General features: G+C 72.6%; 1 protein-coding gene. It reads left to right on the top strand.

From position 1 onward, the window contains the following. A partial coding sequence (locus ABZT03_RS44570) for a transposase (RefSeq protein ID WP_356050066.1) occupies positions 1 to 1338 on the top strand: 1338 nt, incomplete at both ends.

The following is a 1338-nucleotide window of genomic DNA, read 5'->3' as shown; positions in this document are numbered from 1 at the left end:
GTCACCTACCGGGGCCTGCGAACGGTTGCGTTCGACGGCTGCCGCTCCACCCGGGTTCCCGAGACCGACGGCAACGTGGCCTGGCTGGGACGGCACAAGCTCGGTGCCGGCGCGGTGGCCGCCTATCCGCTGCTCGCGGTGATGGCGCTGGCGAAGACCGGGACGCGGGCCCTGCTCGGCGCGGTCGTCGGCCCCTTCAGCGGGGAGGTGGACGCCGCACTGCAGTTGGCCGGCCGCCTCACGAAGGACATGCTGGTGCTTGCCGACCGCGGCTTCGACGCGAACGCCTTCATCCGGGCTGTGCACGCCTCCGGCGCCGCACTACTCCTGCGGGTGTGCGCCTCGCGCAAGCCCGCCGTGCTCAAGGTCCTGCCCGACGGCTCTTTCCTGTCGGTCATCGCCGGGGTCCCGGTCCGCGTCATCACCGCGACCGTCGCTGTCACCTGTGCGGACGGCAGCATCCACCGGGGCGAGTACCGGCTGGTGACCACGCTGACCGACGCGCGTCGACACCCCACCGAGCAGCTCCTGGCCCTGTACCACGAGCGCTGGGAGATCGAGGTGACGTTCCTGGCCATCCGTCACACCATGCTCAAGGGCCGCGTCCTGCGCTCGGGTGACCCGCAGGGCCTGCGGCAGGAGATGTGGGCCCTGCTGACGGTCCACCAGCTGCTGCGCACAGCGATGTACGACGCCACCGGCGCCGTGCCCGACTGTGACCCAGACCGGGCCTGCTTCACCGCGGCTCTGGCCGCCGCCCGCGACAGCGTCACCCGCGCCACCGACATTCTCCCCTCCACCGGGAGCGCGCTGACCAGCACCGTCACCGAAGCGGTCACCGCCACTCTGCTGCCACCGCGCCGGGCGCGCATCAGCGCGCGCACCGTCAAGGGCGTCTCCGCCCGCTACGCACACCGCCCACCCGGCGAGGACCGGCCCCGCGCAAGCACCCAGGTCACCGCCATCGACACCACCATCCACGCGCCTGCCGACGACGCCCTCACCTCCGTTGCGGCGGCACCCGCCCCGCTACGGGCGACGGACACGGCGCCAAGCGCCCCCGAGGACCTGCCCGCGGACACCGGAGAGCTGCTACCGCCGCCGGCCCCGATGCACACCAGCAGGTTCCAGGACGTGTGCACGGTAATGGGGACTGCCCCGGAACGTCAGTGGCGGGCCACCGAACTGGCCACCCTGCTACGACTGGACCGCGGCGACCTGACCAGCGGACTCCTCCAGTGGGCCAGCCGCGGGCTCCTCCTGAAGACCGGCCCGGCCACCTTCAAGATTCCCGACGGCCCGCCCCGACCCTCCCGACTCGCCGTGCACCAAGAGGAC

The sequence above is a fragment of the Streptomyces sp. NPDC005574 genome (assembly GCF_040605435.1).
GTDB lineage: Bacteria > Actinomycetota > Actinomycetes > Streptomycetales > Streptomycetaceae > Streptomyces.
The sequence above is the reverse complement of the archived record's forward strand: the minus strand, read 5'-3'. Positions and strand labels throughout refer to the sequence as shown.